The organism is Flavobacterium tructae (genome assembly GCF_002217475.1).
In the GTDB taxonomy this organism is placed as follows: Bacteria; Bacteroidota; Bacteroidia; order Flavobacteriales; family Flavobacteriaceae; genus Flavobacterium; species Flavobacterium tructae.
The window spans coordinates 43,734-68,160 of the sequence record NZ_MUHH01000009.1; the positions used below are offsets into that span (position 1 = coordinate 43,734).

The window sequence follows — 24,427 nt, forward strand, 5'->3', positions numbered from 1 at the left end:
AAAAATTTCACGCAACCATTTCTAAAAGAAGACATCTACTAATTATAAACTATTAAAATATTGTTATGAAAAAATTAATGCTAAGCTTGTTTATAGCTTTTGGATTCAGTGCCTGCTCCCTTAATAATGAAGATATGAATGTGGTTTGCGGAGAAAGTGAAGACTTAGCTTTTACAGGAATTCCACTTTTATGCAACTATAGTGTTAAATCTTTACCTACCAATCCTGTTGCATTTTTAGCTGCTTCTGAAGAAAGATTGAATGCTTACTTCACAAAAAAAGAGAATACGTGTCCAAATGCTACTATTACACCTATCGATTTTAATAAAGAAATGATCGTTGGTATTTTCTCAGGACTTAAACCTACAGGCGGTTTTAAAATTAAAATAACCAGCATTGTTCAAAACAAATGTCAGATTCTGGTTAATTACTACGAAAAAGAACCTGAAGTGGGCGAGACAATTGCACCCGGGGCAACGTATCCGTCAGATTTCATTTTAATACCAAAAACAACTAAAACAATACTATTCAATAAAGTAGCAGACAACCGTGACAATGTCGTAATAGGAAGTTTCAACGGTCAATGTACAGGTGCTGATTGTCAAAAATTCTATCAGATCAACGATTTTAATATTCAAAAATTCTTAAACGTTAAAGCTGGTGCCTATGATTTCGATCAATACCGCTATACGGCGGCTACCAAAAAAGGAGATTACACGCTATTCTTAAAATCGGTACCTGCTGAAATTTTAGCTTTAAAAGGAAAAACTAAAACGTATGGTTCTCCGGATGCTGCAGATCAGGGAGGCGTATATTTTGAATTACGTCAGGGCATAAATGTTACTAAAATTACCATCGACAACAAAGATACTGCCGATCAAAGTGCCGAAATAAAAGCATTCAAAAAGGCTATTCAGGATAAAATAACAAGTCTAAAATAATCTGATTCATGAAAAAATATTTCTTATTTATCATCATATGCGGTCTCTTTTCGTCGGCATATTCATTGGAATCTACGGGTATAAATTCGGGTTCGATTGTAAACACCTGGATTTGGGAAAAATCGATTGGAGGAAACAGTAATCCCTATACGGCAACTCCTAAAACGATCGGATTTAACAAAAAAGTCGTTTTTACACCAAACGGAAGAATAATCACGTACAAAAACAATGTTGAAATAAGAAATAGCGCCTATACAATTGAAAAAGGTGTTGGTTACTTTGATCAGGCTGAACATGACTTAATCACTTTTGAAGGCAAGACTTATGTTATAGAAAACCTTGACAATCAAAACCTAACCATTGTCAGCAATAATACCGATGCATCACGTACTATTTACAAAAGGTAGTTTTATAAGCTTATAAGAACTATTTTTGCAAAACCAAACAAACCACTTTTTTGAAAGACGATTTAGATAAATACATACGACTGTGCATCAAAAATGACAGAGAAGGGCAACTGAAAATCTATCAGTTGTTCTCTCCTGTTTTATATGGTATATGCCTGAAGTATATGAGAAATGAAGACGATGCCAAAGATGTATTTCAGGAGGCTTTTGTCATCGTTTTTCAGAAAATCGGCCAATATAAATTTGAAGGAAGTTTTGAAGGCTGGCTAAAACGTATTTTCATTAATAAGTTGATTGAAACGCTGAACAAGAAGAAAAAAGAGAGTTTCTTTTTGGACGTTTTTGATCCGGATACTGATTTTGTAGAGGAGGAGGAATTGGATATTGCTCCGGTCGAACAGGAGAAACTGCTGGAATATATCCGGGATCTACCGGATCAGTACCGCACCGTTTTCAACCTGTATGTTTTTGAAAAACTAAAGCATAAAGAAATAGCCGAACTTTTAAAAATCTCCGAAGGAACATCAAAATCAAATCTAAATCGGGCCAAAAGCATTTTGCAAAAAAAAATAATGAGCATAAAAAATTTTAAAATAGCATGAAAAAGCAAAATATAGAAGATCTTTTTTCATCAATGGAAAACTTTTCAAGTGTTCCTCCTCCTGAATTATGGAGTCAGATTGAAGAAAAATTAGACCAACCCAAAAAGAAAAAGAAGAAAGCTATTCTTTGGTGGTCGGCTGCTGCATGCTTATTATTAGGTTTGCTGCTTCCTTCTGTTTTACATTTTACCTCAACTTCTGCAATCAAAACAGTAAAAAATGGCTCTATAGAAAACAATAGTGTGGTTCTTGATGAGAAAGAAGACAATAAAAACTCTAACAGAACAATTCAAAGTAAAGAGAATAATGCTGTTGTAAATACCCCTCAACAAGAATCAAATCATACCGTTAGTAACTCTTCTCTGAAGAACAGTACAAATTCGTCTGAGCTTTCTATAAAAAATCACAATCAAAAAACGGCAGTTGCTCATTCTGATGTAACAAATAAGGCTAATTCAGGGAATGCAAATTTGAACTCAACTCTTCAAAAGAAAAATGAAGATCATACTGCAACCCAAAAAGTAATTGTTTCTGCCAAAACAAATACAGCCCATTCAAATCCATCAAATGCATTCAATTCTGCGTCAACAAATCAATTTTTAAATCCAAAGGGAAAGAGTTCCAATCAAAATGTAGCTGAGAAAGTATATACTATCAGCAAAAATAATGGATTGGGTTCTTATTCAAAAAATTATCCTATTAGTGCTGATAAAAAAGCTGCTAATCAAATAGTAGCGGAACAAACTTTTAGTGCAGGAAAAGCCAACCCTTTCTATCCAAATTCAAAAAATAAGGTGTCGGCTTCTGTTTTCGAAGAGCAATTGCCTGCTAAAAATAACATTAGTACAGCTTTAAGTGCTGTGAATCCGCTTTCTGATAAGCATCAGAAAACTGCTATTGAAAATGCATTCCCGGGCAGAGAATTAACAGGTAATTCAAAAAACAATTCGAAATTCAGTACCGTTTTAAGCAAGCAGGATTCCGTTCAGTTGGCAGAACTTCAAAACTTAGAAAAAGGTATAATTAATCCGGAAGAGAAAAACGAGAAAGAAAAGAAAACGACAATTTCTAAAGGAGAAAGATGGGCCGTTGAAGTTTTTGCCGGATTAGCCAACTCGGAAAATTATAAAAATGACAAAACGCTGGGCAATGTAAACGACTCAAAACAGGGAAGTACTTACGGTGTTAAAACAAAATATAAAATCAACAAAAAATGGGCCGTTGGTTCAGGTTTTAAGATCAACGAATTAGGACAAAGTGTTGCCGATGTATCGTACATAAGCAATGGTCCGCCTAATGCTGCCATGACTTCTAATGACTATTTTAATCAAAATGCAACAGTAGTCGCAGCAGCTCCCCAAATTAGCACTAGTTCAGGTTACATTTTTGTTTCTAAAAACACTACAAATGCGTTAAAACAAAATAACATTGAAAGCAATTCTATTGAAAGTGGGAATCTGGATCAAAACTTAAGATATATCGAAATGCCTTTAGAGGTTTCGTATTCTGTTTTCAGTAAAAACAGGACCAACATCAACATCAATACCGGTGGTTTTGTGGGGAAACTGATTTCAAATAACATGGCCTTAAACGGAAATTCGATTGGTCAGAATGTCAATGCCAATGATTTCATCTACGGTTCTACATTAAGCAGTACTTTGCAATATCGCGTTTACAAGAAAACAAGTGTTTTTGTGGAGCCTGCTATGAATTATTATGTTAATCCGCTAAGCAGCCAATCTTTTAATCAGTTTCAATGGGGATTAAATTTTGGATTGAATGTTACTTTTTAAAGTTCTTTTTGTGGTAGTTTTACCAAAAAATTACTTAGAAAAAACGATAAAATGATCCTCAAAAACAATGGGACCGATCCGGAGTCACTACCTAAAGATCTTATAATTGCCAAAGAAATACTTTACGATTGTTGCGATTTTGACCTCACTCAACCTCAGCCGGAAGCTGAAAGCAATGAGTACGATGCTTACCGTTTTCGATTGAATCAGAAAAACATCTGTTACAGGAAAGCGAAAATCACACCCACCAAAACAGGTCAGTTTGTAACTTTATGGAAACGCAATACGACGGGAATTATTGAGCCCTTTGATTTCACAGACGCTATTGACTTTGTGATTGTCAGTGTTCGAAAGAACGAACTCTTCGGACAATTTGTTTTTCCTAAACCGATTCTATTAGAGAAAGGTATTTTTACCACTTCGAAAAAAGAAGGCAAAAGAGCCACAAGAGTGTATCCTCCGTGGGATGAAACAACAAGTAAACAAGCTCAGAAAACGCAGCAATGGCAATTGAATTACTTTTACTTCATTACGCCCGAAACAAATCTGAAACGATTCAAAACATTGTTTTAAATAAAAAAGCAGCCCAAATTTTACTTTGGACTGCTTTTACTTTTTACTGAAAGCTATTGTAAACTGTTCAAAAGAAACCACAAATCAATTTCCTTCTTACATTTTACATTTCACTTCTTACTTTTTAATAATCTTCCCTTTATAAACTACTTTATTATTCTCGGTTAGCGTATAAAAGTAAATCCCCGTTTGCAAATAACTTACCGGGACAGCCGTAGTACTTACATCCTGTGTTGCATTAATATCAACCGGATTCCCTAATAAATGGCCTGAAACATCGTAAAACTTCAATTTCAGTTTTTTATCAGTATTGGTTTTTACAATCACATTCACCACATCAGTAGTTGGATTCGGATAAGCCTGAACCGCATAACCATTTTTAGTTTCAAAATCGATAGTCGACAGATTCGAAGATTTCAATTCAAAACGGGCAATTACCGGACCGTGGTCTGAAGTTGTATTGGTATAATTATTAATATCGTTACGAGGATCATAAACTGCAATCGAATTTGCGATGTACTGGTCGTTTAATTCGTTTGAAATCATGATGTGATCTAAAAATCCGCCCGAACTTAAATAAGTATATGCTCCTGCTTTACTGATTTCTAAAGTAAGTGCATTATAATTAGTCTGATCATCAACAAACATCTTATAAGAAGATGGATTTGGCGTAATAACTGATTTACTTACATCATCGTTATAGTCTCCCAAAATAATCAGATTCGAATTAGCATAGTAAGTATCTAAACTGTCTTTCAATACTTGTGCATCATACTTACGCATATTGTATTTACTGATATCAGACCCACTATTCGCACGGGCATGAAGGTCTACTAAATTGATTAGTTTTTTTACTCCGCCAACATTCGTCTCAATTTGCACCATATAAGGTAAACGTCCTGATGAGAAAAAATTCTCATCCTTATTCTCAGGACTTGGATAATTATTCAACGTAACCGTTTTAGCACGTATCTGATCGTATAGATCTTTAAACATTACTCTGGTATTTTTTACCGTTGCTGTCTGTGTATTGTAGATCACCACCAATTTCTGAGGTGGAAAATTCGGATCTGCAGGATTAAAAGAATACGACCATGAAGGTGAAATTACTTTATCAAACGTTTTACCATTAACGCTAATTTTTTGCACTAAAGCATCTAAAGCCGGTTCATCAGAAACTTCCTGAACCACATAAACATCAGCATTTAACTTGTTCATTACTTTGGCCACATTTTCAATTTGCAGAGCATCATCGGTAGGTCCGAATTCTTTGTTTGACTTATCTTTCACATCTGTACCAAAAAACTCTAAGTTATAGGTCACTACATCAAAAGTATCTGCCTTTGGTATAGATGAACCGGTAAACGAACCTATTTGCTTATTTAAAGAAGTTCCTGTAACTGTTAACACACCTGAAATCGTTAATGCTTTTACAGATGGTGTAAATCTTGCATAAATCTGTTTACTTCCTGCGGCGTCAGCTGCACTAACTACTACAGTCGATTGAAATGAACTTCCGTCCAAAGACAATTGAAAATCTGCAGGAGCAGTAACGGTAATATCTCCATATCCTTCTGCCTTAAGAGGAAAAGTCTGGGTTCCCGAAACTCCACTTACATTTACATCTCCAAAATCTAAAACAGGATTTGCATCTATATAACCTGTTGTATTTGTAATTGCAAAATCATCAAATGACCATTCTGCAGCATTGTTTGCTCCTCCGGCTGTAGTTTCATACACCCAGGCCAGATAGGTATGACTTGTTTTGTAACTGTCTAATTTAATGTATTGCGATTGTGCATAGGTTCCTGTTATGGTTGGAAATTTACCATCAATTACGGTCCAGGTTGCATTTTCAGGGTTACTCTTTCCATCATAATCGGTAGAAACCATTAATTTCAGATCGGTACCCGCATAAAATTTACGGGAATAAAAAGAAAGTAAGATCGCTTTATCAAATTTAGCTGCATTATCTAAACGCAATTTTGGAGAAATCAACCAGTCTTTACTAGCTCCGCTATCGGAATAGCCGTTCATAATTACCGCTCCCGCTCCTGAGTTTACATTTCTGGCCACAGTAGTTGGAGTCCATTTATTTGCAGTACCGGCAACATTGTATTGCGTCCATCCGCTATTGCTTAAAACATTTGCATCGTTAAAACCTTGTTGGTACGGATCAATTCCTACTCCTGTAAGCGTCACTATTTTGGTTGTTGCTCCGGTCGCACCATGTGTTATTTGTCCCGAAAAACTTCCAATAGCATCCGGTGTAAACCTCACATAAACTGTTGGCGTAGCACCCGAAGCAAAATCAGCTGCAAGGTAAGAAACCGAAGTACTAAATGTATTTCCGTCTTTTGAAACTGTAAATTTGTCATTTGCTGTTACCGTAACAGTATTTGATATATTAGTTCCCTGAATTTGATAACTCAAATTATCCGAACTCAAATTAGCCTCCGAAAATCCAAAATCTAAAGTAGAAACCGTTGTCGTTAAAGAAGGAATTGGTGCACTCGAAATTGTAACATCAACTTTAGCAGGGGTAGCCTGTAAATTTCCTAAAGCATCCTCTGAAACAGAAAAAACAGTATAATTTGCATTTAGCGTTAAACCTGAGAAGGTTTTGGTGTACACATTAGCAGCATTCGTAACATCCAAAAATCCTGATTGTAAAGCCGCCGCATCGCTAGCATCGTGACCTGCCTTAATTTGTGCAGCTGTTGGTGCTGTACTTCCTCCCGGTACTAAAACATAATACGTTTTCCCCACCTCATTTAATTTATCAGAGAAATCAAAACTATCCAATAAAATATTATCGGCTTTTGGATAACCGGAATCGCTTACAGGCGCACTGGTATCTGCTTTTACATCAATATTGATATTATCCACCGCAAATGAAGGACGTGCGCCACCTCCTGAAACTTGCTTCGAAATCCATCGTATCTGAATTACCGGCTGGTTGTTACATTCTGCCGGCAAACTTACTTTTATGGTTTGAAGATTTTGTGGTGCAGTAGTAGCCGGTGTAACCTGAATAACATTGTTATTTTGATAGGCTGTCGATAATAGTGATGTAAAAGCAGTATTATCTCCAATTCTGTATTGCAACACCATTTCGTTTATTCTTGTATCATTAACAGTACTACCGAAAGGATTACGAACTACCATCGCATCATATTTAATTTCAATACTACTTTTGCCTGTTGTAGAAAAAGCAAAACCAATAGCCAAATCGAGCGATGAGTTATTTAGAAAACCAATTTTACCATTGTAATTATGGACATTACCACTATTCGTTGACGATGTGCTGCTTGCTACCAGAGCTCTGTCACCAACTAAAGTCGCATTTGTAACATAATTACTGCCAGGAGCTCCGGCTGCATTCCATCCCTGAAAACCTGCCGGATAAGTTGTTGAATTGGCAGTTAAATTATCAAAATTTTGTGCGTAAGGCAAAGTCTGAACTGTTGGCATCGTTTGCGCAACAAGACTTAGACCTGACCAACAAAAAAAACTTAAAAAAGCCATGAGATGGCGTACAGAGTAATTGTTTTTCATAAAGTTTAAAAAAATAGAGTTTTTAGAAATCAAATTTATATTCTTTAAAGTTAACAGAATATTGTGAAAACATAAACTTATCGTATCGCACTTTTGTGAAAATTTTCCAGCAAAAAATAAATTATCCGTCAGTTCTTTCAATTATTCTTAGATCTGGTGCGACTTCACAAAACATTTTGTTTTTGTACGAATTAAGAGATTATTGCGATTTAACAAGTTATTTCTTTTTTAAAATTTCTCTGTCACAAAATCAAAAGGACTTAATTTACCCCCTAAATATTTTTAACGACATTATTTTTCCTCATTAGTCTATGCTATTAGAACTCCTAAAACTGAAAAATGAATCCTTAAATTTCACTTTTTCTATCTGTACAATTTTCTTTACCTTTAAATCGTTTGAGGCATTAACTAATACGATACAACATGAAAAACTTATTTATCTTTTCGGCTCTATTTTCTCTGCTGCTGTCCTGCAATACAAAAACAACTAAAGAAAACAACACTACAAACAAGGAAACGGTCACTAAAACCGACAACAGTTTCAGCAAAACAACAATCTATGAAGGAATAATTCCGTGTGCTGATTGTAGCGGAATTCAAATGACCTTGAAAATCTACAACGATTATAGTGTTTCACAAAACAATAAATTCGAACTCATAAGTGTCTATCAGGGAAAAGAACCCGGAAATGTCTTTACCCAGAAAGGCAATTTTAATACAGAAAGAGGATTAGATAAAGATCCGGACGGTACAATTTATGTCCTAAACTGGGATCAGCCGGAAGAAAAACAGCTGTACTATGGCTATTATAGTTCTAATCCTGAAAAGATCTATCTACTGGATAAAGACAGAAAAAGGATTAAATCTGATCTAAACTACTTTTTGACTTTAAAAAAATAACCTCTTTAACAGTATTTACTAACGATTCAATCCAGAATTATGAACTTCTTCAAAATCAAAACTTCCTGGTCTAATGCTGAATTTATTGGAATCAAATTGTGTATCGCTTCAGCTTACGTATTAATTGGAAGTTATTTTCATGATTTTTTCAAAAATTATTATCTCCCAATTCTGGTCCTATTTGCAATTACGGCAATCTGGTTTGTTCTGAAATGGCTAAAAAAAATGAAGCATGAAAAATCTAAATCTTAAGATTTCCTTTTAAACTCTGCAAACAAAGTTATCTTTGCAGTCAAAAAACAAATATGCATCACCATTTTCTTCTTTTTAAACCTTACGGCTATCTAAGTCAGTTTATTTATGAATTGAAGAGAAAGAAAAAGCTTTTAGGGGAATTATACCATTTCCCTGAAGGTACTATGGCCATCGGAAGACTTGATGAAGACTCTGAAGGTTTACTTTTATTGACGACAGACGGAAGGATAAGCGAACTGGTAAGAAGCAAAAAGGTAGACAAAGAATATTACGTTCAGGTCGACGGAATCATCACTCCAGAAGCCATCGAGGCCTTACAAAAAGGCGTTGAAATAGGTTTTGATGGCGGTAAATACAAAACCAGACCCTGCACTGCTTTTATCGTTACTGAAATTCCTGACTTTGGTCCAAGAGCCAAAAAAATCAGAGATGAACGCCATGGTCCAACCTCCTGGGCTTCTATTACAATAAGAGAAGGAAAATTTCGTCAGGTTCGAAAAATGACCGCGGCTGTTGGATTTCCAACTTTAAGACTAGTTCGTGTTCGCATAGGAAATGTATCTTTGCAAAACTTAAAAGCCGGAGAAGTGATGGAAGTGACTGATTTTAATTTAGATAATTAGATAATGTGACAATTATTATTTAAAAGAATAAAACACTCATACCCATTTCACATCTCACATTTCACACCTCATAACCCATAACTCAAAAAAAAAAAAAATGCTAAACATAGTTCTTGTAGAGCCTGAAATCCCTAATAACACCGGAAACATTGGACGTTTGTGTGTGGGTACAGAAAGCAGATTACATTTAATTCACCCTTTCGGATTTGTAATTAACGACAAAAACCTGAAACGTTCGGGATTAGATTACTGGGTACATCTTGACGTTACCGAATATCCAAATATAGAAGAATGGATTCAGCAGATTCCTGATCAGTCACGTGTTTTTCTGATGAGTTCTCATGCCGAAAAATCATATCTCGAAACTGATTTTCAGGATGGAGACTGGCTTGTATTTGGTAAAGAAAGTGTAGGTTTAAGTAAAGAAGTTCTGGCACGTTTTGAGAATCACCTCACCATTCCCATGTCAAAATTAATCCGAAGTTTTAATATTGCCAATTCTGTGGCTTTTGTGGTAGGAGAAGCAAAAAGACAAATCGGACTGAAAAAATAATTAGTCCTTAATTCCTTTAGTTTTAAACGGTAATCCGGTCCCTTTGTAAAGTATTCGACAGGTCTGCTACGTAATTACGAACTTTCCTTTTTCGGCATCAAAAATAATATGTTCGTCTTTGAATAGGGTGGCAAAACTTCCTTTTGAAATTAAATTGCATGGCGCATCCTGTACCACCAATTCAGGAGTCATAATAATCATTTCATCACTCAACTGAATTGCCAGATCGATGTCATGAGTCGAAAATAAAATACATTTCTGAGTTTCCTCTGTTAGTTTTTTGAGGAGTTTGAATAGCGAAACTTTGTGCAGCAAATCAAGATGTGTTGTCGGCTCGTCCAGAATAATCAACGGAGTATCTTGTGCCAAAGCTCGCGCAATTAAAACCTTCTGCAATTGTCCGTCACTAATTTCGAAATGCTTTTTCTGTGCCAGATGCTCTATTTGAGTCAACTCTAAAGCTTCCTGAACTTTCTCGATATCATTCTGACTTAAAGTCCCAATCCAATTGGTGTAAGGCTGACGTCCCAAAGCTACTAATTCGAAAACAGACAAATTACTTGGCGGTAACTTTTCGGTTAAAACTAAGCTTAAATTTTGAGCTAATTCCAGAGGCTTATAGTTACTTATATTTTTTTCATTTAGAAAAACATGTCCTTTCAACGGCTGTTGAATTCCGGTAATCGTGCGCAACAAAGTCGATTTCCCAATTCCGTTTGCACCAATTAACGAGATTAGTTTCCCCGAAGCTAAATTCAGATTTAGATTTTCAGCAATGGTCACAACTCCTTTCTTTGACTTATAGCCGATGTTGAGATCTTTTGTTTTTAAAATAGTTTTCATCTTTTAAAGTTGCTAAGGTTCTAAGTCGCTAAGATGCTAAGGTTTTTCTTCACCGCTTTTAATTTTTAAAAATCAATCTGCGAAAATCCGTTGAATCCGCTTAATCTGTGGCTAATTTATTTACTGAAAATTTCTTTTACGCATGAGCAGCCAAACGACAATTGGTGCGCCAATTATAGACGTAATGGCATTAATGGGCAATGTAGTCTCCAGTCCCGGCATTTGTGATGCTATATCGCAAAACAACATAATTATTCCTCCATAGAAAAAAGTACTCCAGTATAAAATGGTATGATTACTGGTCTGAAAAGTGAGCTTTGCAATATGTGGCACTGCCAAACCTATGAATGCAACCGGCCCTGCAAAAGCAGTAACAGTTCCGGCCAGAATACTTGTTGCAAAAATAATGATCAATCGGGCTCTCTTGTAATTCAACCCCATACTTCTGGCGTAATTTTCACCTAAAAGCAAGGCATTTAAAGGCTTAATACTTCCGGCACTCAAAAACAGACCAAAAGCAACACAAACTGCCAAAATCAAGATCGAAGTCCACGAAAGGTTCCCAAGACTTCCCAGAGACCAAAAGGTGAATTTCTGCAATTGTTCTGCTGAACTAAAATACGTCAAGACCCCAACAATAGCACTAGTAAAACTCCCAAACATTAATCCGACGATTAAAATTGCCATCGTATTTCGTAAACGCTGTGCTACCAATAAAACCAATAGTAAAACCAAAACACTTCCTATTGTCGAAGCCAGTACAATTGCATACGGCGACAATAAAATCGAGTTTAAAAATGAAGGTAAAAAACCTGCCCCTAGAATCACAATCGCAACTGCCAGAATTGCTCCCGAACTTAAACCTAAAACATCAGGTCCTGCGAGCGGATTTCTAAACAAAGTCTGCATCAGCAAACCACTCACCGATAAACCAATACCAACCAACATGGCTGTAATAGCCTTTGGCAGACGATAATTGACAATAATATATTCCCAGGTCAATTTACTGGCATGGCTTCCCGTCATACTGTTATATACTTCCTTAAAAGGTATGGTTACTGATCCCAGGCTAATGTCTAAAAAGAACATAAACAATAAGGCCAGACCGAGTACCGAAAACAGTATTATATTTCGTTTTTTATGAATCAATGAACTTAGTTTAATTTAGAGGCAAAAGTAAATTCATAACTTGGCAACAACTCCGGGTGAAAAATCTTGATATAATCTTTTAATACTAAATCAGGACGGCTTGGCGCCAGCTCATAATAAACGGTTCCTCCCGTTGCTCCTGATTTACCTTCAAACGTATAAACATTCTTAGACTTGAAGGCATCAAACTCTGTATAATGAGGATTACTTTTTCCGAATTCGTCCAGACTTTTAAAGGAACCTGCAGCGATCCAGAAATTAGCCGTTTTGGCTTTCACTAAGACTTTTTCAAAAGACAAGCCTTCGCTTCCCGTACCTTTCAAATCGGCCCATAGATAATTGGCCTGAGCATCTTTCATAAACTGCGCCACCCAACTGTTTCCTTTAGCTACATACCAGATATCTTCGTACATAGAACCATATAAAACACTTGAAGTTGCTGGTTTTCCCGCTACTAATTTTTTAGCCTGGTCATAACTCAAAACAATTTTATCAAACAACTCTTTCGCCTGTTCTTCTTTGCCAAATAAAGCACCGTAGAGTTTAATCCACTCTGCTTTTCCAAGGGGAGATTGCTCCATCCAGTCGGCCTGAATCAAAACATTTAAACCGCTTTTTTTCAAATTATCAAGCATCGCATTGTTATTGTCTACTCCAAAAGTCACTATTAAGTCCGGAGACAACTCTATTAATTGTTCGATATTTAATTTCTCGTTTTGCCCCACATTTTTAACGGCACCTTTGTCTATCAGTGCTCTGGTTTTTTCTGAAGAAATGTAATCGGTATGAGGAAAACCTACCAATTTATTCTCTACTTCCAACATCTCCAAAAACGGAATGTTAGTCGTTGAAGTCACCACAATTGACTCCAAAGGAACTTTGATAGTCGTGTACTTTTGTAAACTGTCCGGTACTTTCGCCTCTTTCTCTTTCAGTACATAAGTAAACTTGGTATGGGCATCCGGCCACGGATCTGATACAGTTACTACCGAATAACCTTCGTGCTTTATAATCGAGAGTCCCGACGCATATTCGATACTATTTTTTTCGGTTTCCGTTTTTACAATCTCCGAAGATTCATTTTTTTTGCATCCGATTAGAAGAAAAAAAGGTAAAACAAAAATCATTTTTGGCAGTAAATGTCTCATATATAGGTTCTGTTATTTTTTTTAAAGGGCTCAGTTTCATCATGCTGCTTTTATGGCATATAATTTGAATCGTCTTCCTTATAAATTTTACAATTTCATTACTGACAAAGGTAACGCAATTTCTATTTTTTTTATCTACCTTTATTCCTACAAAATCAAATAAACATCATTTTTCCCTAATGAATCCCATAAAAACCAAAGTCTGCTCGAGCTGTGAATCTTCTTTCAGCTGTGGAGATACTTCAAATGAAAACAAGTGTTGGTGTAATGATTTCCCCCCTATTTTTAATCTTTCCGAAGGAGGCGACTGTCTTTGCCCCGTTTGTTTTAAAGAAGCCTGCGAAGATAAAATCGACGCTTACGTAGAAACGCTTACCCCACAAAAAGCTCTTAAAAATAAAGCCATATCTTTACCCAAACAAGAAAAGTTAATCGAAGGAATTGATTATTATTTGGAAAACGGAAATTATGTTTTCAAAGCCTGGTTTCACTTAAAAAGAGGAAGCTGCTGCGGAAACGAATGCCGACACTGCCCTTACTAATTGTTGATTGTTGATTATAAATTGCTAGTTGTGAATTATGAAAGAGAATATAATCAAAGATAAAAGTTTTGATTTTGCGATTCGAATAGTTAAATTATATCAGTACCTATCCGCGGAGAAAAAAGAATTTGTCCTTTCTAAACAGCTTCTGCGATCTGGAACAAGTATAGGTGCTATGATAAGAGAAGCTGAACATGCCGAAAGCAAAAATGATTTTATTCATAAATTTGCAATTGCCCAAAAAGAGGCCAATGAAGCTGTTTATTGGTTAGAATTACTAAAAGCAACCAATTACTTAAATGAAAAAGAATTTGCGACTATTAATAATGACGCCATTTCAATATTAAAATTAATAACAAGTATTATCAAAACGACCAAAAGTCAAATTCCTCCTAAACAGCCTCTTCTTTAAATTAACAATCAACATTTCACAACCAACAATTAACAATTAACAATCAACAATTAAAATGATCTACCTAATTACAGGAGGCGAACGATCAGGAAAGAGCAGTTACGCCCAAAGCCTGGCCTTACAACTTTCAGATACCCCTATATATGTAGCGACAGCTAGGAAATGGGACTCTGATTTTCAAAACAGAATTGACAGACATCAACAGGAGCGCGACGAACGCTGGACCAATATTGAAAAAGAGAAATACTTAAGTGAAATTGACTTTTCCGGAAAAGTGGCTTTAATAGATTGCGTTACCCTTTGGCTGACCAACTTTTTTGTCGACCATAAAAATGAGGTTACTTTAAGTTTAGAGGAAGCAAAAAAAGAATTTCTATCCATAGCGCAACAGGAAAATGCTACGCTGATTATTGTCACAAATGAAATCGGAATGGGTGTTCATGCCGAAACTCATATCGGCCGAAAATTTACCGAACTTCAGGGTTGGATGAATCAGTTTTTGGCTTCAAACGCAGATGAAGTGGTTCTAATGGTTTCGGGAATTCCTGTTAAGATAAAAGGATAGTGATCGAAAGAAAATCCAATTTTTAAATCCCAAATTACAATACGATACTTTATCTTTACGGTTACTATTCTACAAACCCGAAGTTTTTGGAATTTAAAAATTGGAATTTAAAAATGAGTCATTTAGACGATATACTAAAATCACGTCGTGATACCCGCCATTTTACAAATGACGAAGTTCCTGACGAAGTCATTCAAAAAGCACTTCAAGCCGGACATTGGGCACCGTCAGTTGGATTAACAGATGCTACCCGATATTATCTTATTAAATCTGCTGCGGTTAAAAGTACCATTAAAGAGCTTTTTTTAGATTACAACAAAAAAGCTGAGGAACTTACCGACAATCACGAACAAAAGGAACACTATAAATCCTTAAAACTGGAGGCCATTGAGGAAGCTCCAATCGGACTCATTATTGCTTATGATCGATCTGTACTGAACCAATTTACCATTGGAACGGTTGGCAGTAATGAAGCGGTAAAATTCAGTTCGGTTTGTGCTGCTCAGAACATCTGGCTCTCTCTCACTGAGCAGGGTTACGGAATGGGCTGGGTGTCTATTCTGAACTATTATCAGTTTAAAAAGATTCTCGATTTACCTGAAAACATTGAGCCGTTGGGGTATTTCTGTATCGGAAAACCTGCTACAAATTATGATAATCAACCCATGTTGCAGCAATTACACTGGAAACAAAAATCAGAGGCTCCGGATTGTACGGAAATCAAAACTACCGTTGAAAATCTAATTCCGGTTTTAAATTTAAACTCAAAAACAGAAAGCTCAAAAGATTTCAACTTCAGCACTCAGCTACAAGACAAAATAGATTCGAAGACCAAACCCATTGGCGCTTTAGGCACTCTCGAGACTTTAGCCTTTCAGATGGGAACTGTTTTTGAAACGTTAAACCCAAAAATCATAAATCCTTTTATCGTCGTTTTTGCTGCTGATCATGGTATTGCCAACCATGGCGTAAGCGCTTACCCGCAGGATGTCACAAGACAAATGGTGACTAATTTTCTGGAAGGCGGCGCTGCCATTAACGTCTTCTGTAAGCAAAATGACATTCAGTTATCTATCGTTGATGCCGGTGTTAATTATGATTTTCCAACCAATGCCAATCTGATTAATGCCAAAATAGCCAAAGGAACACAATCTTTTCTGCACATTCCCGCAATGAGTGAAGCAGAGTTACAATTGTGTTTCGAAAAAGGAAAATCAATTGTGGAAGACATTGCAAGAAAAGGTTCCAATTGTATTGGTTTTGGTGAAATGGGAATTGGAAACACCTCTACTGCCTCGGTATTGATGAGCCTTCTAACCGGATTTTCTATCGAAGAATGCGTCGGAAAAGGAACGGGTGTTGAAGATGAAAAATTACTTCAAAAACAAAACTTACTGCGAAAAGCTATTGAAAATTATACCGGTCCGGCCGAGTTAAAACAACAGTTGGCCTACTTTGGAGGTTTTGAAATTATACAAATTGTCAGTGGGATGTTAACTGCTTTTGAGAACAATATGCTCCTTCTGGTGGATGGATTTATTTGTAGTACGACCTTTTTAATCGCTTCAAAAATAAATCCTGCTATTCATAAAAATGCGGTCTTCTGTCACTGTTCCGCCGAGAAAGCGCATCAGAAATTATTAGATTATTTAAATGCAAAACCTATTCTGAATCTGGATTTGCGCTTGGGAGAAGGTACCGGCTGTGCGATTGCCTTTCCAATTTTGAAATCAGCTGAAGTTTTTCTGAATGAAATGGCCAGTTTCGAAAGCGCGGGCGTTAGCAGAAAATAGTTTTCAGTCTCAGTTTATAGTTTCATCCTTTAATTTTGCCTTAATCAATTATCTTAAATGAAAAAAGAACTACATATTTTCTTTACCTGTTTAATGTTTTACACCAGAATCCCGTGCCCTAAAAACATCAATCATGATCCAGACTATTTAAATAAGGCAACACGATATTTTCCTTTCATTGGCTGGATTGTTGGGAGCATTTCCTTTCTGGCTTTTTATCTTTTCTCGCTTTTTCTCTCTATTGAAACCGCAGTACTTTTGGCTATTATCGCCTCAATATTAACCACGGGAGCTTTTCATGAAGACGGTTTCGCCGATGTCTGTGATGGTTTTGGAGGCGGCTGGACCAAAGAAAAAATTCTGCTTATCATGAAAGACAGTGCGATTGGAGCTTACGGAGCGATTGGTTTAGTTTTACTATTTCTATTAAAATTCAAACTGCTTTCAGAATCCATTTCACTTTTTACTACTAACATTTTTCTAGTTTTTCTGTTATTCATTTCGGCCCATTCTTTAAGTCGTCTCGCAGCAATATCAATTATTTTTACTCACGAATACTCCCGCGATGATGCGACAAGTAAAAGCAAGCCTATAGCTAAGAAACACAGTTGGAAAGAAATTACAGGTTCGTTCTTCTTCGGACTAATTCCATTATTGGTACTTTCATTTTTTCAATCTAAATTTCTTTTGGCAATTATTCCGGTATTCATCATGCGCTATTTTTTAGCCCGCTACTTCCAAAAATGGATTGATGGTTACACGGGTGACTGCCTGGGAGCAACGCAACAGGTTTGTGAAGTTATTTACTATTTAAGCATTCTTCTGATATGGAAATTTATCTAGTTCGTCATACCGAAACAACCTGCGAAAAAGGAATCTGCTACGGCCAGACTGATGTAGATTTGGCTGTTCCATTCGAAGAAATCTTTAAGGATATTGTCTCGCAATTACCTCTTGAGGCCCTACTCTTTTCAAGTCCATTGAAACGTTGTACTATGCTGGCCCAATACATTCAGAATACTATAAAACCAGCTTCCTTTATTATGGACGATCGCCTGATGGAAATGAATTTTGGCGATTGGGAATTGAAAAACTGGGATGCAATTCCTGCGGATGAACTTAATCCCTGGATGGAAGATTTTGTCACCACTCAAGTCCCAAATGGGGAGTCTTTTACAATACTTCATGAAAGAGTGGGTACGTTTTTAGAAGATTATGTTTTCAACCAGACAACTCCTGTAGTCATTGTCTCACATGCCGGTGTGATCAGAAGTATTTTATGTCATCAGTCCGGATTACCACTAAAAGACGCTTTTACCAATAAAGTAGCGTTCGGAGAGGTTATTAAAATAGTGAGTTAAATTATCATTTGTTCAGAATCCCTCTCTAAAACGAAAACAAATTTGAAAATTCAATAATTTTAACTTTATCTTTGCAGAAAATTAAGGTTGTGTTCATTCATACACATTAAAAGGGAATCAAGTAATAAATCTTGAGCTGTACCCGCAACTGTAAGCTTTGTTCTGAAAAGAATGCTTGTTGTTAACTACAAAACCACTGCTCGCGCTGACGAATGGGAAGGTAAACAACAAGACGCAAGCCAGGAGACCTGCCTTTGTAATCAATATCGAGCTCTCGGGAAAAAGAGTGTAGAAATTATGACTTTGAAAAAACTTTTTGCTCTTTGTTTCTTATTGTTGTGCCAGATTACTGTGGCGCAGAACGATTCTATTACGAAACTTAAAACGGTTGTCGTTTCTGACGCTAATCTTAAAAAATACTCCAATTCACAATCGGTTTTAAAACTAAATGACTCTGTTATTGGCAAAAATGAAGCCTTATTAACGGATTTATTAAACTTTAATTCTACCATTTATTTTAAAGAGTACGGCCGCGGAATGCTTTCTACAGTTGCTTTTAGAGGTACAACATCATCGCAAACGGCTGTAATCTGGAACGGAATTAACATTAATTCCCAAATGAATGGAAGTACTGATTTTAATACCATTTCCGGATCCGATTATAATTCTATTAATGTAAAAGCAGGAGGAGGAAGTGTTATTTACGGTAGCGGAGCCGTTGGAGGAACCGTACACTTGAATACGGATCTCGCCTTTTACAATAAATTTGAAAACAGTTTAAGATTGGATTACGGAAGTTTCAACACGATCGGAATTAATTATAAAACGAGTATCTCGAATAAAAAATGGAGTACTCAGATTGGTTTTTCTAAAAACAGTTCTACAAACGATTATAAATACCTGAACCAATACAACTGGAAAGGCGAACAGCGCTGGAATCAAAACGGCCAATATGATGTTATTACCCTAAGTGCCAATGCAGGATATAAAATCAACGACAAAAACAGTTTAAAACTATATACCCAAACCTCAAACACAGACCGAAATACCTCATTAGTTTCGGAATCTGAAACTAAAAGTAAATATGTAAATGGTTTTAATCGGAACTTATTGGAATATGATGGTGATTTTGGCAGATTCAAAACCAATTTAAAAACAGCCTATATTTTTGAGAACTATAAATATTATGCCGACAACTCGAGCAATATTTATACGTACGGAAAAACAGAAAGCCTGACTACAAAAGCAGATTTAGGCTATCAATTATTAGAATCGCTGCAAGTAAATGGTATTCTGGACTACAATCGGACTAAAGGATACGGAAGTGGTTTTGGTGATAATGTTAGAGAAATAAGTTCTGCTGCTTTACTTATAAAACAAGATATTTCTGCGGACTGGAAAAACGAATTTGGGGTTCGTAAAGAGTTTACAGACAATTACAAATCACCCGTTCTATTCTCTGCAGGTTCCTCCTATCAATTTGGAAAACTGTATAATTTAAAATTGAATGTGTCCCGTAATTTCAGAATCCCAACTTTCAATGATTTGTATTGGGAAGAAGGCGGAAATCCTAATTTAAAACCGGAGAGTTCTTATCAGGCCGAAATTGGAAACGTTTTTACCATTCAAAACTTTTCTTTGACTCAAACTTTTTACTACATTAAAATAAAAGATCTGTTGCGATGGGTTCCAGGTACAAATGGGATCTGGATGCCGCAAAACACAGATAAAGTAAACAGTTATGGTGCTGAAACATTATTGAGCTGGAAGAAAAATTTTGGAAAAAACAACCTGACTGCAAATGCTACTTATGCTTATTCTGTTTCGGAAAATGTAGAAACCAAAAAGCAATTATTTTTTGTTCCTTTTCATAAAGTTACTGCTTCCATTGCTTACTCAAGAAATAACCTATCTGCCAATTATCAATTTCTTTATAATGGCTTTGTGTATACGCAATCCGACAATGATCCGGAAAAAATTGTATCGGCTTACACCGTTTCTAATATTGGTGTAGACTACGATTTTAAACTTTTATCTTCTTTCAAAGTAGGTTTTCAGGTTCTAAATGTTTGGAATACCTTCTATCAAAGTCTGGAACACAGACCGATGCCCGGAAGAAATTACAACTTGTACTTAAACTTTAAATTTTAATATAATGAAACTAACTAGATTATTCCTATTAGCATTAAGCGCATCGCTTTTTGTTTCTTGCTCTAATGACGACTCTGATGGACCTAAAGGAGTTTATGATAATGGCGTTTTCATCTTAAATGAAGGAAACTTTACTGATGGTGGTTCCGTTTCTTTCATATCTGACGATTTAAATACTTTCACGAAAGATGTTTACAAAACTGTGAATACTAGTGATTTTGTTGGGAAATATCTTCAAAACATCTTTTTTGACGGAGACAGAGCTTATATTATTGCCGGCGGTTCAAATGTTATTAATGTAGTAGACCGTTATAGTTTTAAATTGATTGCTAAAGTTGAAACCGGTTTAACAGCCCCAAGATATGGAGTTGTAAAAGACGGAAAAGCTTATGTAACTAATGCAAATACCTATTGGTCTAAAACAAATCCGGCTGGTAACACAGATGATTTCATCGCTGTAATCAACTTGTCTACAAACAAAGTAGAAACTACCATACCGTTAAATGCGACCGGAAATCATATTGAAATTTTCAACAACAAACTTTATGTAACTGAGCCTTACAACAACGATAAATTACTTGTAGTTAATCCAACTACAAATAAACTGGAAACTCCTGTAACGATTGGTTATGGTGCAGATACTATGGAAGTAAAAGATGGTGTTTTGTATACCATTAGAAGTTCTTTCGGAGAAAGAAGCGAAATTGTAAAAGTAAAGTTATCTGATAACTCTATCACGAAAATCACTTTCCCGGAGTCACTTGACGGAGTTAAAAACTTAGACATTTACAACAACAAGATATACTACACTTTAAACACTGCAGTTTATGCAATAGACTACACTGCAACTACAGCTTCAACAACTCCTATTTTTCAATATAGCTCAACTTCTGAGTATGGAAAAATGTATGGTTTTGCTGTAAAAAATGACAGAATTTTTATTGCTGATGGAGGGGATTTTGCTTCAAACAGTAAAGCTTACATCTACAACTTAGGAGGAACATTACAAAAAGAATTAACTGTTGGTGTTGGACCAAACGGTTTCTATTTCAACGATTAATTCCTGTAATTCGTTTAGATTATGACATAAAAAAAGGCTTTCATTTCTGAAAGCCTTTTCTTTTATTTCAATGCTCGTAAAAGTCCTTCCGGAGCTTTTTCAATATACATTTGATTTTTAATTCCGTCCATTGCTTTAGCATCTGTAAATGCTTTCAGCGTTACCCCACTGTCATCTCCTGCTTTTTTCGCACTGATTCCTGTTATTTGAGATATTGCTACACTCAACAGCGGTTCGTTTGGATCTCCTAAAACTCCTAAGTTCGTAATGCGTTCTAATTTTTCATACGTTGGTTTCAAACCGTCTGTATATTCTCCAAAATCAGCTGCATTTACAATTTTTAAAACCAAAGGCTGCATCGCATATTTATGATTTGGATTACGATTCGTTTTTCCAAAAGTTGGAGAATCATATAAGGTTACCGATCCTACATTTTTACCAACAGTAGTCTCTCCTACCTGAACTACAGAAATATAAGGCACTAATCCGTTTATAACCAATTCACTTGCCGATGCTGTACCGCTTGTGGTTATAATATAAACTTTAGTCATGTTCAGGCTATTAATCGCCGCACCGTCCATTTTATCTACAAATTTATTCAGCAATGATTCAGGATCTTCACTTTGGTAATATTCGTTGATTTTGGAATTCCATTTTTCTTTCGAAAAAACTTTGCCGGTAAACTGTCCGGTAATCATACTCGCCAGACGGGTTGAAGTCTGAATTGAACCTCCTCCGTTATATCTTAAATCTAAAACTAAATCAGTAACACCCTGCGCTTTTAGCTCTGCAAAAGCCGCATTAAGCTGTGCATCATAATTTCCATAAAAACCATTGTACATCAAATAACCTATTTTACGGCTCCCGGATGTAATCACTTTATTGATAAAAACAGGATTTTCATCTAAAGTTGTTTTTACTAATGCAACTGTTTTTCCGTTACTATCAAAACCGGTACCGTTAAAAGTAGCCATATTCAATGTATAACTATCCGCTGCCAATAGCGACTGATAATTTGAAACCGTTAAAGAAGTTCCGTTAATACCTGTAAAAAGATCCCCTCTTTTGATGTCTTTTTTAGAAGCATCAGAATTAGGTATAATATAACGTACATAACCCACTAAATCTGTAGTACTTCCCGGTTTATAACTCAATCTAAAATCTACACCATTATTCTTTGAAGTTCCCTGAAGTTCCTGTTCTAAAACTGTATAATCGTCAACAATCCAGCTAAAACGATCAATTGCCTGACCTTTTGGAAATTTGCTTATAGGTTTATTCAATAAATCCTGAAATAATTCTTCCGGTTTAGAATATCCTCTCAAAAAAGCATTTAAGGCTTCCTGATTGCTAAAACGGTCATCTGCCAAAGTAGGAACATCAGCTTGCCATAAATAAAACTGATTCAGTCCTTTCCAGACAAAATCATTAACCTGCAACGAGGCCGGAGCCGCTACATCATCCTGATCTTCACAAGATTGTAAAGAAAAAGCAAGTAAAAATAATAACAGTACGCTTCTTAATATTGTCTTCATATAGTAAATATCTATGTAGTAGTAACGTAAAAATACTATCTTTAGTTTTAACTCTAAGAATTTTATTGCTTTTTTTATTGTAAAAAAAATTTAATACCCCGTGTAACAAAAATAATAGTGTATCGTCTTCACTATATAAGCTAACGAATAACCAACAAATTTTATGAATCAGAATGTGTTTATAGAATTAATAAATCCTTTCAAAGACAAAGTTTTTCGTCTGGCAAAAAGATTGTTAACCAGTACCGAGGAGGCTGAAGATGCCACTCAGGAAGTTATGGTAAAGTTATGGAACAAAAAAGATTCTTTGGACTCCTATAATAGTGTTGAAGCTATTGCAATGACAATGACCAAGAATTATTGTCTGGATCAGTTGAAATCGAAAAGGGCCGGAAATCTTAAAATTGTACATAATAATTATACGGACCGGGAGCCTCAATTGGACAAAAAACTGGAGGATTCGAATAGTCTAGAATGGGTTGAAAAAATTATAAGCCAATTACCTGAACAATTACAAATATTAATTCAGTTGCGAGATGTGGAGCAATATGAATTTGATGAAATTGCGAAAATTGTCAACATGAACGAAACAGCTATACGCGTAGCCCTTTCAAGAGCGAGAAAAAAAATTAGAGAATCAATGGTTAATACACACAGTTATGGAATTCAATAAAATAGAAGATATATTAGAAAAATACTTTCAGGGAGAAACCACGATTGCCGAAGAAAATCAATTAAAAGAATATTTTTCTTCACCGGATGTTGCGCAGCATTTGGAGCAATACAAACCAATGTTTGGTTATTTCTCTCAGGTAAAAGAACAGAAATCGATGCAGACGATTCCACTAAAAACTAAAAAGCGAAAAGTGGCGTGGTTATCGATTGCAGCTTCAGCTGTTGTTTTACTGGGAATTGGAACCTATTTCTATACGAGCGAAAAAAATGCAACTCCGGTTACAGCTCAATCAGAATTAGGAACCTACGATGATCCGGAAGAAGCACTTGCCGCAACGCAAAAAGCTTTAGCCTTATTATCAAACAATGTTAATGTAGGTATTGAAAGTGTACAATACATTAAAGAATACGAACAATCAAAAAACAAAATTTTTAAACAGTAATTTAAATCTCAATCAAAATGAAAAATTTCATCATAACACTAGTTTTAGCATTCGTTAGCCACACTTTTTATGCTCAGGGAGCATTTGATAAATATGATGGTCAGGACGATGTAACCTCAGTAATCGTAAACAAAAAAATGTTTGATTTAATGAGTAAAGTAAAGGCCGACACTTCTGATAAAGAAACGCAACAGTACATTAATCTGATTAAAAAATTAGACTACTTAAAAGTGTTTACCACTAAAAATCCTAAAATTGAAGCTGACATGAAAGCTTCTGCAGACAAATATGTAAAAACTGCCGGTTTAGAGGAACTAATGAGAGTAAACGATGGCGGTAAAAATGTTAGAATCCTGATCAAATCAGGATCAAGTGATACGCAGGTAAAAGAATTACTAATGTACATCGACGGAGCTAAGGGCAGTGAAACTGTATTACTGTCTCTTATTGGTAACTTTGACTTAAACGAAATCTCAGTACTAACAGATAAGATGCAGCTTCCTGGTGGGTCTGACTTAAAAAAAGCTTCTAAAGGCAAAAAATAA

The 24,427-nt window shown here is 35.8% G+C and carries 25 protein-coding genes and 1 riboswitch; of the genes, 20 read left to right on the top strand and 5 right to left on the bottom strand.

The genetic code is table 11. The annotated features are described in order from the left end of the window. Positions 1-65 precede the first annotated feature (65 nt). The 5 genes from B0A80_RS01915 to B0A80_RS01935 are packed head-to-tail and all read left to right on the top strand — an operon-like array spanning position 66 to position 4,316. Positions 66-941, top strand: coding sequence for a protease complex subunit PrcB family protein (locus tag B0A80_RS01915; RefSeq protein ID WP_089076229.1), 876 nt, complete (start codon positions 66-68; stop codon positions 939-941). Positions 942-949: 8 nt separating this feature from the next. Next, positions 950-1,348: a hypothetical protein gene (locus B0A80_RS01920; RefSeq protein ID WP_089076230.1), complete on the top strand. Its 399-nt coding sequence runs from the start codon at positions 950-952 to the stop codon at positions 1,346-1,348. Positions 1,349-1,398: 50 nt separating this feature from the next. Continuing rightward, on the top strand, positions 1,399-1,950 hold the full coding sequence (locus tag B0A80_RS01925) for an RNA polymerase sigma factor (protein ID WP_017498834.1): 552 nt from the start codon (positions 1,399-1,401) through the stop codon (positions 1,948-1,950). Beyond that, positions 1,947-3,743 carry a hypothetical protein gene (locus B0A80_RS01930; protein ID WP_089076231.1) on the top strand — a complete coding sequence of 599 codons (1,797 nt, stop codon included), beginning with the start codon at positions 1,947-1,949 and terminating at the stop codon, positions 3,741-3,743. Before B0A80_RS01925 ends, B0A80_RS01930 begins: the two co-directional genes overlap by 4 nt. A 51-nt stretch (positions 3,744-3,794) precedes the next feature. Continuing rightward, complete coding sequence (locus B0A80_RS01935) at positions 3,795-4,316, top strand: MepB family protein (protein WP_089076232.1); 522 nt, start codon at positions 3,795-3,797, stop codon at positions 4,314-4,316. Between the two features lie 117 nt (positions 4,317-4,433). Here B0A80_RS01935 and B0A80_RS01940 read toward each other — a convergent pair whose 3' ends face one another. After that, positions 4,434-7,874: a T9SS-dependent choice-of-anchor J family protein gene (locus tag B0A80_RS01940; protein ID WP_089076271.1), complete on the bottom strand. Its 3,441-nt coding sequence runs from the start codon at positions 7,872-7,874 to the stop codon at positions 4,434-4,436. A 423-nt stretch (positions 7,875-8,297) separates the two neighbouring features. On the opposite strand from B0A80_RS01940, the gene B0A80_RS01945 reads away from it, so the two are divergent. From B0A80_RS01945 to B0A80_RS01960, 4 genes are all read left to right on the top strand, one after another. Continuing rightward, positions 8,298-8,774, top strand: coding sequence for a copper resistance protein NlpE (locus tag B0A80_RS01945; RefSeq protein WP_089076233.1), 477 nt, complete (start codon positions 8,298-8,300; stop codon positions 8,772-8,774). Between the two features lie 39 nt (positions 8,775-8,813). After that, a complete protein-coding gene (locus B0A80_RS01950) occupies positions 8,814-9,026 on the top strand; it encodes a hypothetical protein (protein ID WP_089076234.1) in 213 nt (70 codons plus the stop codon). 53 nt (positions 9,027-9,079) lie between these two features. Continuing rightward, complete coding sequence (locus tag B0A80_RS01955; protein WP_089076235.1) at positions 9,080-9,652, top strand: pseudouridine synthase; 573 nt, start codon at positions 9,080-9,082, stop codon at positions 9,650-9,652. Positions 9,653-9,749: 97 nt separating this feature from the next. Then, positions 9,750-10,205, top strand: coding sequence for a tRNA (cytidine(34)-2'-O)-methyltransferase (locus tag B0A80_RS01960; RefSeq protein ID WP_089076236.1), 456 nt, complete (start codon positions 9,750-9,752; stop codon positions 10,203-10,205). A 66-nt stretch (positions 10,206-10,271) separates the two neighbouring features. Here the strand turns inward: B0A80_RS01960 and B0A80_RS01965 are convergent, their stop codons facing one another. The 3 genes from B0A80_RS01965 to B0A80_RS01975 form a co-directional block, all read right to left on the bottom strand. After that, positions 10,272-11,048, bottom strand: coding sequence for an ABC transporter ATP-binding protein (locus tag B0A80_RS01965; RefSeq protein WP_089076237.1), 777 nt, complete (start codon positions 11,046-11,048; stop codon positions 10,272-10,274). Positions 11,049-11,168: 120 nt separating this feature from the next. Beyond that, positions 11,169-12,197, bottom strand: coding sequence for an iron chelate uptake ABC transporter family permease subunit (locus B0A80_RS01970; protein WP_394364265.1), 1,029 nt, complete (start codon positions 12,195-12,197; stop codon positions 11,169-11,171). A 5-nt stretch (positions 12,198-12,202) separates the two neighbouring features. Then, complete coding sequence (locus tag B0A80_RS01975; protein ID WP_017498677.1) at positions 12,203-13,345, bottom strand: ABC transporter substrate-binding protein; 1,143 nt, start codon at positions 13,343-13,345, stop codon at positions 12,203-12,205. Between the two features lie 179 nt (positions 13,346-13,524). On the opposite strand from B0A80_RS01975, the gene B0A80_RS01980 reads away from it, so the two are divergent. The 8 genes from B0A80_RS01980 (at position 13,525) to B0A80_RS02015 (ending at position 21,229) form a co-directional block, all read left to right on the top strand. Continuing rightward, positions 13,525-13,887, top strand: a complete 363-nt coding sequence (locus tag B0A80_RS01980) for a DUF5522 domain-containing protein (protein ID WP_089076239.1) — start codon at positions 13,525-13,527, stop codon at positions 13,885-13,887. A 37-nt stretch (positions 13,888-13,924) separates the two neighbouring features. Next, positions 13,925-14,299: a four helix bundle protein gene (locus B0A80_RS01985; protein WP_089076240.1), complete on the top strand. Its 375-nt coding sequence runs from the start codon at positions 13,925-13,927 to the stop codon at positions 14,297-14,299. A 55-nt stretch (positions 14,300-14,354) separates the two neighbouring features. Further along, entirely contained in the window at positions 14,355-14,864 is a 510-nt protein-coding gene (cobU, locus tag B0A80_RS01990; protein WP_017498681.1) for a bifunctional adenosylcobinamide kinase/adenosylcobinamide-phosphate guanylyltransferase, read from the top strand. A gap of 113 nt (positions 14,865-14,977) precedes the next feature. Next, complete coding sequence (gene cobT, locus B0A80_RS01995) at positions 14,978-16,657, top strand: nicotinate-nucleotide--dimethylbenzimidazole phosphoribosyltransferase (protein ID WP_089076272.1); 1,680 nt, start codon at positions 14,978-14,980, stop codon at positions 16,655-16,657. 57 nt (positions 16,658-16,714) lie between these two features. Continuing rightward, positions 16,715-17,500: an adenosylcobinamide-GDP ribazoletransferase gene (locus tag B0A80_RS02000; RefSeq protein ID WP_089076241.1), complete on the top strand. Its 786-nt coding sequence runs from the start codon at positions 16,715-16,717 to the stop codon at positions 17,498-17,500. Further along, the gene (cobC, locus tag B0A80_RS02005) at positions 17,485-18,018 is read left to right on the top strand and encodes an alpha-ribazole phosphatase (RefSeq protein ID WP_089076242.1); all 534 of its coding nucleotides are present in this window, start codon (positions 17,485-17,487) and stop codon (positions 18,016-18,018) included. The genes B0A80_RS02000 and cobC overlap by 16 nt, the downstream gene beginning before the upstream one ends. 67 nt (positions 18,019-18,085) lie before the next feature. Further along, positions 18,086-18,288, top strand: a riboswitch (cobalamin riboswitch). 27 nt (positions 18,289-18,315) lie between these two features. Next, on the top strand, positions 18,316-20,169 hold the full coding sequence (locus B0A80_RS02010) for a TonB-dependent receptor plug domain-containing protein (protein WP_089076273.1): 1,854 nt from the start codon (positions 18,316-18,318) through the stop codon (positions 20,167-20,169). Positions 20,170-20,173: 4 nt separating this feature from the next. Next, entirely contained in the window at positions 20,174-21,229 is a 1,056-nt protein-coding gene (locus B0A80_RS02015; RefSeq protein WP_070907606.1) for a YncE family protein, read from the top strand. A gap of 62 nt (positions 21,230-21,291) precedes the next feature. On the opposite strand, the gene B0A80_RS02020 is transcribed toward B0A80_RS02015, so the two are convergent. Further along, complete coding sequence (locus B0A80_RS02020; RefSeq protein ID WP_089076243.1) at positions 21,292-22,764, bottom strand: S41 family peptidase; 1,473 nt, start codon at positions 22,762-22,764, stop codon at positions 21,292-21,294. Positions 22,765-22,927: 163 nt separating this feature from the next. Here B0A80_RS02020 and B0A80_RS02025 point away from each other — a divergent pair, with 163 nt between their 5' ends. The 3 genes from B0A80_RS02025 to B0A80_RS02035 are packed head-to-tail and all read left to right on the top strand — an operon-like array spanning position 22,928 to position 24,427. Further along, complete coding sequence (locus B0A80_RS02025; protein ID WP_017498688.1) at positions 22,928-23,437, top strand: RNA polymerase sigma factor; 510 nt, start codon at positions 22,928-22,930, stop codon at positions 23,435-23,437. Then, entirely contained in the window at positions 23,424-23,882 is a 459-nt protein-coding gene (locus B0A80_RS02030; protein WP_089076244.1) for a hypothetical protein, read from the top strand. Before B0A80_RS02025 ends, B0A80_RS02030 begins: the two co-directional genes overlap by 14 nt. 17 nt (positions 23,883-23,899) lie before the next feature. Further along, positions 23,900-24,427 carry a DUF4252 domain-containing protein gene (locus B0A80_RS02035; protein WP_070907609.1) on the top strand — a complete coding sequence of 176 codons (528 nt, stop codon included), beginning with the start codon at positions 23,900-23,902 and terminating at the stop codon, positions 24,425-24,427.

Coding starts and splice junctions, on each gene's coding strand:
- B0A80_RS01915 (WP_089076229.1), top strand. CDS start 66: ATGAAAAAATTAATGCTAAGCTTGTTTATAGCTTTTGGATTCAGTGCC.
- B0A80_RS01920 (WP_089076230.1), top strand. CDS start 950: ATGAAAAAATATTTCTTATTTATCATCATATGCGGTCTCTTTTCGTCG.
- B0A80_RS01930 (WP_089076231.1), top strand. CDS start 1,947: ATGAAAAAGCAAAATATAGAAGATCTTTTTTCATCAATGGAAAACTTT.
- B0A80_RS01935 (WP_089076232.1), top strand. CDS start 3,795: ATGATCCTCAAAAACAATGGGACCGATCCGGAGTCACTACCTAAAGAT.
- B0A80_RS01940 (WP_089076271.1), bottom strand. CDS start 7,874: ATGAAAAACAATTACTCTGTACGCCATCTCATGGCTTTTTTAAGTTTT.
- B0A80_RS01945 (WP_089076233.1), top strand. CDS start 8,298: ATGAAAAACTTATTTATCTTTTCGGCTCTATTTTCTCTGCTGCTGTCC.
- B0A80_RS01950 (WP_089076234.1), top strand. CDS start 8,814: ATGAACTTCTTCAAAATCAAAACTTCCTGGTCTAATGCTGAATTTATT.
- B0A80_RS01955 (WP_089076235.1), top strand. CDS start 9,080: ATGCATCACCATTTTCTTCTTTTTAAACCTTACGGCTATCTAAGTCAG.
- B0A80_RS01960 (WP_089076236.1), top strand. CDS start 9,750: ATGCTAAACATAGTTCTTGTAGAGCCTGAAATCCCTAATAACACCGGA.
- B0A80_RS01965 (WP_089076237.1), bottom strand. CDS start 11,048: ATGAAAACTATTTTAAAAACAAAAGATCTCAACATCGGCTATAAGTCA.
- B0A80_RS01975 (WP_017498677.1), bottom strand. CDS start 13,345: ATGAGACATTTACTGCCAAAAATGATTTTTGTTTTACCTTTTTTTCTT.
- B0A80_RS01980 (WP_089076239.1), top strand. CDS start 13,525: ATGAATCCCATAAAAACCAAAGTCTGCTCGAGCTGTGAATCTTCTTTC.
- B0A80_RS01985 (WP_089076240.1), top strand. CDS start 13,925: ATGAAAGAGAATATAATCAAAGATAAAAGTTTTGATTTTGCGATTCGA.
- cobU (WP_017498681.1), top strand. CDS start 14,355: ATGATCTACCTAATTACAGGAGGCGAACGATCAGGAAAGAGCAGTTAC.
- cobT (WP_089076272.1), top strand. CDS start 14,978: ATGAGTCATTTAGACGATATACTAAAATCACGTCGTGATACCCGCCAT.
- B0A80_RS02000 (WP_089076241.1), top strand. CDS start 16,715: ATGAAAAAAGAACTACATATTTTCTTTACCTGTTTAATGTTTTACACC.
- cobC (WP_089076242.1), top strand. CDS start 17,485: ATGGAAATTTATCTAGTTCGTCATACCGAAACAACCTGCGAAAAAGGA.
- B0A80_RS02010 (WP_089076273.1), top strand. CDS start 18,316: ATGACTTTGAAAAAACTTTTTGCTCTTTGTTTCTTATTGTTGTGCCAG.
- B0A80_RS02015 (WP_070907606.1), top strand. CDS start 20,174: ATGAAACTAACTAGATTATTCCTATTAGCATTAAGCGCATCGCTTTTT.
- B0A80_RS02020 (WP_089076243.1), bottom strand. CDS start 22,764: ATGAAGACAATATTAAGAAGCGTACTGTTATTATTTTTACTTGCTTTT.
- B0A80_RS02025 (WP_017498688.1), top strand. CDS start 22,928: ATGAATCAGAATGTGTTTATAGAATTAATAAATCCTTTCAAAGACAAA.
- B0A80_RS02030 (WP_089076244.1), top strand. CDS start 23,424: ATGGAATTCAATAAAATAGAAGATATATTAGAAAAATACTTTCAGGGA.
- B0A80_RS02035 (WP_070907609.1), top strand. CDS start 23,900: ATGAAAAATTTCATCATAACACTAGTTTTAGCATTCGTTAGCCACACT.